The sequence below is a fragment of the Mycobacterium sp. genome (assembly GCF_044342925.1).
Lineage (GTDB): Bacteria > Actinomycetota > Actinomycetes > Mycobacteriales > Mycobacteriaceae > Mycobacterium.
This window is the reverse complement of the sequence record NZ_JBIIOV010000162.1, coordinates 1-7,427: the sequence shown is the minus strand read 5'-3', so window position 1 is coordinate 7,427 and position 7,427 is coordinate 1. Positions and strand designations below refer to the sequence as shown.

Genomic DNA, 7,427 nt, shown 5'->3' with positions numbered 1-7,427 from the left:
CTACGAGGAGGGCGGCCAGCTCACCGAAAAGGTGCGGCGCAAGCCGTTCTCGGTGGTGCTGTTCGACGAGATCGAGAAGGCGCACCAGGAGATCTACAACACCCTGTTGCAGGTTCTTGAGGACGGCCGCCTCACCGACGGTCAGGGCCGCACGGTCGACTTCAAGAACACCGTGCTGATCTTCACGTCCAACCTGGGCACCTCCGACATCTCCAAGGCTGTCGGGCTGGGCTTCACCCAGGGCGGCGGGGACAACAACTACGAGCGGATGAAGCAGAAGGTCAACGACGAACTCAAGAAGCATTTCCGCCCGGAGTTCCTCAACCGCATCGACGACATCATCGTGTTCCACCAGCTCACCCAGGACGAGATCATCCAGATGGTCGACCTGATGGCCGGCCGGGTGTCCAAGCAGCTCAAGGCCAAGGACATGGAGATGGAGCTCACGGACAGGGCGAAATCGCTGCTGGCCAAGCGTGGCTTCGACCCGGTGCTGGGTGCCCGGCCGCTGCGCCGGACCATCCAGCGCGAGATCGAGGACGCGCTGAGCGAGAAGATCCTCTTCGAGGAACTCGGGCCCGGACAGCTGGTCACCGTCGATGTCGAGAACTGGGACGGCGAGGGGGCCGGCGAGGACGCCAAGTTCACCTTCAGCGGTGGGCCCAAGCGCGAGATCATCGAACCGGATCTCGCCGCGGCGGTGATCATCGAGTAACTCGACGGACGAGCGACGACGGCTGGCCACCTTAAGGTGGCCAGCCGTCGTCGCTTTTGCCCGGACCGCGGCCGCCCCCAAGGCCACGCATCGCGCGGAGCGCAGGGTCGACGGGATCACCGGCGGCCGCGCCGGCCCCGGGGATGCTGGTTACCCCGGGGATCGTGGCGACCTGCGCGCGCAGGTCGCCAGCTGCGCGGCCAGCGCCGATTCCACCGCCGCCGACAGCGCGCCCGCAGCGCCCTGGGCGGCAGCGACGATCGCCATAATCTGCTGTCCGCCGATTGCGGGGACAACCGCGCCGCTGCGCATGGCCGCTTCCAGTTGCCACCGGTGGCCTTGGTGGAGATACCGCCGTTGCCGCCGGTCAGACGCGGGACGTCTCTCGGTCGTCGGGCGCCGGCTTCAACGTTCGCCAGCCCAGGTAACCCAGCGCCAGGCTCGCGACGAGGTAGACCGACGCGCCGATCCATAGGGAACCGGCACTCCACGTCCGCCCGAGGTAGTGCGGTTCGTTGAACATCCCCATGGCAATGGCAAAGCCCATATTCGCGTGAACCACCCCGGCTCCGGCGAGGAAGCCGGACAGGAACTTGTAAACCTCGCGCCTCTTCATTGATGTCCCCCGCGATCCAGCGACAGCGGAAGGGACTCCGGTCGCCACGCGAGATACCCCAGTCCGGCGGTGATCGAGCCGTACACAACGGCTTCGATCAGCATTTTGCTGACGCCCCATTCACGGCCGCGCCAGATCGGGGCCGATACCGTGCCCCTTGCCGTCGCGACCGCATAAACGACGTGAACGAACGTGAACGCCGCCGCCACGCCGGAAAGAAACTTCAAGATGTCGCGCTTCACCCCATGCCCCCGTAACAGAAACTGTCACCGATTCCCTCCAGCATCGCCCCGGCACGGCGGGGGACAGAAGGGCACAAAGTCCCCTCAAAGCTCACCCAGCTGCTTGGCGCCTGCTACGGGACGCTGTCCCGGTTCGTGGTGATATCGGCACGCCCAGCAGTCTGAGACTTCGCGACCCGGTCACGTATCCGCTCGGCGACGGCAGCCGCCCGGTCAAGGTCACGCTTGTTCGGCCGGCCTTTGTTCACCCCGCCGATGAGCCGCAGCGGCCCGACCGTGTCGAGACCGCGGCACGAGAACGAATCCAGGACGGTGAACCCTTTCGCCGCGAGCTCGCGATGGATCCGACGGCTGTAGCTCAGCAGCGGAAGTTCCCTACCGCCACTGGTGAAGAACGTGAACACCGGGACGCCGTCGCCGACCGGTAACCGCCGGACCAACTTCCACAATCGCGGATGCACGGCGAAGTAATAAATACCCGACCCGAAGCCGATGAGATCGTAATCGCGGATCGTCTCCACATCGACCGCCTCGGGTTCGACAACCTCGGCGCCCAGGACCTCAGCCATCCGGTCAGCGACCCGCCGGGTACTGCCGTTGGAGACCGATACACAGACGATCAACGATTTCATGAGCACTCCTCCCCGAGGTTTTCTCTACCGATACCCCCAATACCCCGTTGTCCGCGAGTTGAAAAGTGGCGCATCGGGCGCGCAGATCAGCCGTCGCGACCAACGCCGGCTGACAGTAGGGTTCAAGACGTGCTGCTTGCCAGCCGTGAGATCCGGCGTGCGCCCGTGCGATTCGGCCTGCTGGCCGGGGCTGTCGGCCTGCTGATGTTTCTGGTGTTCTTCCAGCAGACGCTGATGTCGGCGCTGCTCAACAGCTTCAACGGTGCGCTGCAAAACCAGTCGGGCACCGTATTGGTCTACAGCTCCGAAGCTCGCAACAGCCTCGAAGCGAGCATGCTCAGCCCGGACGTCGTCGCCGAGGTGGCCGCGGTTCCCGGGGTCGATCAGGCCGGGCCGCTGGGCTTGGCCATGCTGACTGTCCTGGTCAAGGGCCAGCAGCGCGACGTGGCGGTGATCGGGGCGGAACCGGGCAAGCCCGGCCAGCCCACGAAGCTGATCAGCGGTCGGCAGGCCGGCGGGATCGGCGAGGGGGTGGCCAGCTCGGAGGCCGGCGGAATCGCCCTCGGCGACACGGTGACCACCGCAGCAGGCGGAGCGCCGATCACCGTCGTCGGACTGACCGAACAAAGTCAGTTCAGCGTGCAGCCAACCCTTTTCGTCACGTTCGGCACCTACACGGCCTTGCGCAAAGCGGCCAACCCCGACGCGGCCGCGGTGCCGCCCTCGGCGGTGGCGGTGACCCCGTCGCCGGGGATGAGCCCCGAGGTGGTCGCCGCTGCCATCAACACCACCGTGCCGGGGGTGACCGCGCTGACGCGCAGCGAGGCGGTGGCAGGAGTGCCCGGCGTGTCATCCACGCAAGGGTCCTTCGCCATTGTCCTGACGCTCGCCGTCGTGGTGGCCGCGCTGGTGACCGGGTTCTTCTTTCTGATCCTGACCGTCCAGAAGACCTCGTCGCTGACGCTGCTTCGTGCGGTCGGCGCGCCGGCCGGCTATCTGGTGCGCGGACTGATCGTTCAGGTCGTCCTGGTGCTGGGCGTGGCACTGCTCGTCGCAGTGGGGCTGCTGGTGGTCGCCGCGGCCACGGCCGACACGGGCCTGCCGCTGAACGTCGAACCGCGCGCGTTGATCAACACCACGCTCGTGATCGTGGGCCTCTCACTAGTGGGCACAGCTTTCTCGGCATGGCGCGTGCTGCGCATCGAGCCGTTTGCGGCCGTGAGCCGCCCAGGGCTAGGCGGTATCGAATGAAGATGGCGCTGCTTGAACTGCGCCGCCGGCCCTGGCGGTTCGCACCCGCAGTCAGCGCCCTCGTTCTGCTGACCGTCCTGCTGCTGATACTCGGTGGCCTGCTGGACGGCCTCTACGGCGGATTCACCGGGGCGCTCCGAGCTCAGCCCGGTGAACTGGTGACCTACGCCGCCGACGCCAAACTGTCGGCGCTCCGCTCACGGATCGACGCGGGCACCACGGCCGAGGTCGCGCGCACACCGGGAGTCAGTCAGGTGGGCGGCCTCGGGGTCGCCCTGCTCGGAGCCACGGTTTCTGATGCGACGGTGTCCGGTCAGAGCCCGGATACCAGCGTGGCGATCTTCGGCTATGAGCGCGCCCCGCGCGGCGTGCCGGCGCCGCCCTCGCAGGCCGGCCAGGTGTACGCCGACACAAGCCTGAAGGCTTACGGGGTCACGGCGGGCCAGACCTTGTTGCTCGGACCCCAGCGGTTCCCGGTGACGGTCGTTGGATGGGTGTCGGACACCAACTTCATGCTCACCTCCGGGTTGTGGGGCGGCATCGAGACCTGGCGGGCCGTGGTCGCCTCGGCACGTCCCGACCTGGTGCTCGCGCCCGGCGCCAATCAGGTGCTGACGGTGCAGACCGATGCCGATGCCGACCCCACCCGGGTGGCGGCAGCCATCGACGCGGCAACCGGCGGGATGACCCGTACCGTGACCCGCACGGTCGCGGTGGATGCGTTGCCCGGGATCACGCAGCAGCGCTAGACGTTCAACGCCATCATCGTCACGACGTTCGTTGTGGCGGGCCTGGTGGTGGCACTGTTCTTCATCCTGATCACCCTCGAGCGCGCCAGGATGTACGCCGTGTTCAAGGCGATCGGCGCGTCGAGCGGTCAGGTCTTCAGCCAAGTGGCCCTGCAGGCGGTGGCGATCACGGCCCTCTCCTTCTCGCTGGGCCTCCTGCTGGCCCTGGCCGCGGCTCGCGTGATCCCGCCACAGGTGCCGCTGGACCTCACCGTCCGGCGTGCCGTCGAAGTCCTGCTCGGCCTGATCGTCATGTCGACACTGGGCTCGGCGCTCTCGCTGCGCCGCGTCGTCCGCATCGACCCCGCAACCGCCATCGGCTAGGCCGGGAACACGATGACAGCGCTGCAACTCGAGAACGTCCGCAAGGTCTACCGGTCGGGCCCCGACGAGATCGTCGCGGTGGACCGCGCCTCCCTGCAGGTGGGCGATACCGAGATCCTGGCGCTGGTCGGACCTTCGGGTTCGGGCAAAACGACGCTGCTGTCCATGGCGGGAGGTCTGCTGTCGCCGTCGGAGGGCCGCGTGGTGGTGGCCGGAGACGACATCAGCGAGTACGACCCGAGGCGCCTGACGAAGTTCCGGCGGGAGAGCGTCGGGTTCGTGTTCCAGAGCGTGAACCTGGTGCCGTTCCTCACCGCCCGCGAGAACCTTCTGGTGGTTGCCGAATTCGGTCGGAGGGACAAGAAGAAGTCGGCGGTGCGCGCCGATCAGCTGCTCCGCGAGCTGGGACTCGACAAGCGGAAATCCAATCTGCCCGAACAACTCTCCGGCGGAGAGCGTCAACGGGTGGCCGTGGGCCGGGCGTTCATGAACGAGCCCGACCTCGTCCTCATCGACGAGCCCACGTCGGCACTCGACACCAAGCTCGGCGAACAGGTCATGGAACTGATCGTGACCGAGGTCCGCGCCCGCAACACCGCCGCGGTCATCGTCACCCACGACGCACGGATGACCCGCTACGCCGACCGCACCCTCACCATCACCGACGGCGTCCTCGAGGATTCGTAGGGGCAATCCACCCGTACTCGGCACGGCGTGCGTTTTGGGCCACTTGCACTGCGGGTATCAGACGTGGGGAATGACGTGCAATGGGCAATCCGGAAGGGGGACCATCCGATGATCCGCATCATCCCCCTTGGGGCCTCAGTTCTCATCGCTGTAGGAGCTGCCGGCGGAGGCGTCGCTCCCACTGCAAACGCGTTGCCCGGACAGTGTTTTTACTCACCGTGGGGTGGAGTGCAGGGCGGCGGCTTTGGGGTCGGGCCATTTGTCGAGGCCGACGCAGGTCTCCTGGGTGAGGAGTACGCCTCACCGAGGCGGCCAAACGATCAGCGGTAGCGCGGAAGTATCCCGAACACCTGCTTGATGATCGTCATCACCCACCCGCCGGCGTTGGGACTGTGGAAGCGCGGCCAGTTCAACTGGAAGCTCACCACCCACGGCTGACCGGTGCGGTCGACGGCGTACCAACTAAAGGTGAGGTCGCCCGGAAGGTTGCCCGCCTTGGCGCCGATGTAGGGCCACTCGTCGCGGTTCAGGTCGATGCCGGCCACCTCCGACATGATGTCGCGGACCGGTGCGGCCGGGCCGACGGCGTTGTGCTGCAGCCTGGCATGGACCCGGCAGATGTCCTCTGCGCTGCCGTACCACTCCGCTCCGTAGGCCGAACCCGGCGAGCGGGTGCGCTCCGGATCCGGTTCGTAGGGACGGGAATTCGCCTGACTCAGCAGCGCGGCGCGGTCGGCCGGCGGTGCCGTCTTCCACTGCTCACGGACGTCCGGGTTGCCCCACCCGATCGCGAAGATCTCCCGCATCGTCGGGAAGGGCGTCATGCTGGCTGGATCGTGGTGGCCGGCGTGAACCAGAGCCTGCTCCACGGCCCGGGTGCCCAGTCGGCCGATCAGCAGATCGGTCGCCATGTTGTCACTGGTCGCGATCATCTTGCCCGCCGCCTGGCGGACGGTGATCTTGGTGCCGGGGGGAGCATGGTCGAAACCCGACGACCCGAGCTTCTTGGCCTCGCTGGTGATGGTCAGCAGGTCATCCCAGCGCAGCGTGCCGGCACGCACCGCGTCCTCGACGGCGTACAGCACGTAGGTCTTGAAAATCGATGCCAGCGGCAGGGATTCGGCGGTGTTGGTTCCGGCGATCTTCTCGCAGTTGCCGTCATTCACCTTCGAGACCATCCAGGAATAGCGTGCGCCGGTGCGGTCGAGGGCCGAGTCGACGTCCTGCCAGGAATTGATCACGGGCTTGTGCGTGTTGACCTTCAGGCTTCTCAACATGGTGTGGTCGTTGGTGCGCAGCTCGAAATCCTGTTGCGCCCCAAAGGAACTGATCACGTGCAGGCTGGCCCACCCGGCGCCGATGTCAACACCGGTCAACGTGTAGGGGCGGTCGTACCACAACGGGTCCATGGTCGCGGTGATCGTGTCGACCGCATCCGGAGCCGCCAGCGTCTTGACGCTGTGCGTGCCGATCGGCCAGTCGGAGTTGAGCATGTCCATGACCTGCTGCGCCCGCACGCCCTGCGGGGTGTTCAGCCCGATTCGTGCACCATGGTTGGCCGCTGGTGCGGACGGCGGGGCGCAACTGGTGACCAGGCCGACCGCGGTGGCGAGGCCGGCGAACGCCAGCGCACGCCTTCTACTACGTGTTGTCGGACCTGGCAACGTCCATCACGACCTCGAACTCAAGCAGTTGGGCGCCGGTGGAGACCGGGTTGGCCCGCTCGCCGGCATGGGCGGCGATCGCCGGCCCGGATGCCCATGCCTGGAAGGCCTCTTCGGACTCCCATTGCGTGATGACGAAGTAGCGCTCCTCGCCCTTCACCGGGCGTAGCAACTGAAACCCCAGGAAACCGGGCTGGTTGTCGACGGCGTGGGCGCGGTGGGCGAACCGCTTCTCCAACTCCGGACCGGCACCGGCGGGCACCTCTATTGCGTTGATCTTGACCACGGACATGGCGCAAGGTTACCGCCACCGATCCACGGCGTAGTCCAGCACGCAAGATGGGAGGGTGAACAGCGCAGCGATCGTCCACCGCGGCGGTACCGGCCGCCCGCTGGTGCTGGTGCACGGTCTGATGGGTCGCGGCAGTACCTGGTCGACACAGTTGCCATGGTTGACGCGGGTGGGGTCGATCTACACCTACGACGCGCCCTGGCACCGCGGCCGGGA

11 protein-coding genes are annotated in these 7,427 nt (G+C 66.9%); 6 read left to right on the top strand and 5 right to left on the bottom strand.

Features of this window, described 5'->3' with window-relative positions; translation table 11 throughout:
- A partial coding sequence (locus ADBZ6I_RS14615) for an AAA family ATPase (RefSeq protein ID WP_526385051.1) occupies window positions 1-715 on the top strand: 715 nt, incomplete at its 5' end.
- A 367-nt stretch (window positions 716-1,082) separates the two neighbouring features.
- On the opposite strand, the gene ADBZ6I_RS14610 is transcribed toward ADBZ6I_RS14615, so the two are convergent.
- The 3 genes from ADBZ6I_RS14610 to ADBZ6I_RS14600 all read right to left on the bottom strand — a co-directional run bounded on the left by ADBZ6I_RS14610 (window position 1,083) and on the right by ADBZ6I_RS14600 (window position 2,205).
- Entirely contained in the window at window positions 1,083-1,331 is a 249-nt protein-coding gene (locus ADBZ6I_RS14610) for a hypothetical protein (RefSeq protein WP_526385049.1), read from the bottom strand.
- A complete protein-coding gene (locus tag ADBZ6I_RS14605; RefSeq protein WP_526385047.1) occupies window positions 1,328-1,573 on the bottom strand; it encodes a hypothetical protein in 246 nt (81 codons plus the stop codon). The genes ADBZ6I_RS14610 and ADBZ6I_RS14605 overlap by 4 nt, the downstream gene beginning before the upstream one ends.
- A gap of 113 nt (window positions 1,574-1,686) precedes the next feature.
- Complete coding sequence (locus ADBZ6I_RS14600; protein WP_526385045.1) at window positions 1,687-2,205, bottom strand: flavodoxin family protein; 519 nt, start codon at window positions 2,203-2,205, stop codon at window positions 1,687-1,689.
- Window positions 2,206-2,334: 129 nt separating this feature from the next.
- On the opposite strand from ADBZ6I_RS14600, the gene ADBZ6I_RS14595 reads away from it, so the two are divergent.
- The 4 genes from ADBZ6I_RS14595 to ADBZ6I_RS14580 are packed head-to-tail and all read left to right on the top strand — an operon-like array spanning window position 2,335 to window position 5,255.
- A complete protein-coding gene (locus tag ADBZ6I_RS14595; protein WP_526385043.1) occupies window positions 2,335-3,456 on the top strand; it encodes an FtsX-like permease family protein in 1,122 nt (373 codons plus the stop codon).
- Window positions 3,453-4,205, top strand: a complete 753-nt coding sequence (locus ADBZ6I_RS14590) for a hypothetical protein (RefSeq protein WP_526385041.1) — start codon at window positions 3,453-3,455, stop codon at window positions 4,203-4,205. Before ADBZ6I_RS14595 ends, ADBZ6I_RS14590 begins: the two co-directional genes overlap by 4 nt.
- 12 nt (window positions 4,206-4,217) lie before the next feature.
- Entirely contained in the window at window positions 4,218-4,568 is a 351-nt protein-coding gene (locus ADBZ6I_RS14585) for an FtsX-like permease family protein (protein WP_526385055.1), read from the top strand.
- A 12-nt stretch (window positions 4,569-4,580) separates the two neighbouring features.
- Entirely contained in the window at window positions 4,581-5,255 is a 675-nt protein-coding gene (locus ADBZ6I_RS14580) for an ABC transporter ATP-binding protein (protein ID WP_526385039.1), read from the top strand.
- Window positions 5,256-5,575: 320 nt separating this feature from the next.
- Here ADBZ6I_RS14580 and ADBZ6I_RS14575 read toward each other — a convergent pair whose 3' ends face one another.
- Both ADBZ6I_RS14575 and mhuD read right to left on the bottom strand, forming a co-directional pair.
- The gene (locus ADBZ6I_RS14575; RefSeq protein WP_526385037.1) at window positions 5,576-6,919 is read right to left on the bottom strand and encodes a serine hydrolase; all 1,344 of its coding nucleotides are present in this window, start codon (window positions 6,917-6,919) and stop codon (window positions 5,576-5,578) included.
- Entirely contained in the window at window positions 6,897-7,211 is a 315-nt protein-coding gene (gene mhuD, locus ADBZ6I_RS14570) for a mycobilin-forming heme oxygenase MhuD (protein WP_526385035.1), read from the bottom strand. Before mhuD ends, ADBZ6I_RS14575 begins: the two co-directional genes overlap by 23 nt.
- 55 nt (window positions 7,212-7,266) lie before the next feature.
- Here mhuD and ADBZ6I_RS14565 point away from each other — a divergent pair.
- A partial coding sequence (locus ADBZ6I_RS14565) for an alpha/beta fold hydrolase (protein ID WP_526385053.1) occupies window positions 7,267-7,427 on the top strand: 161 nt, incomplete at its 3' end.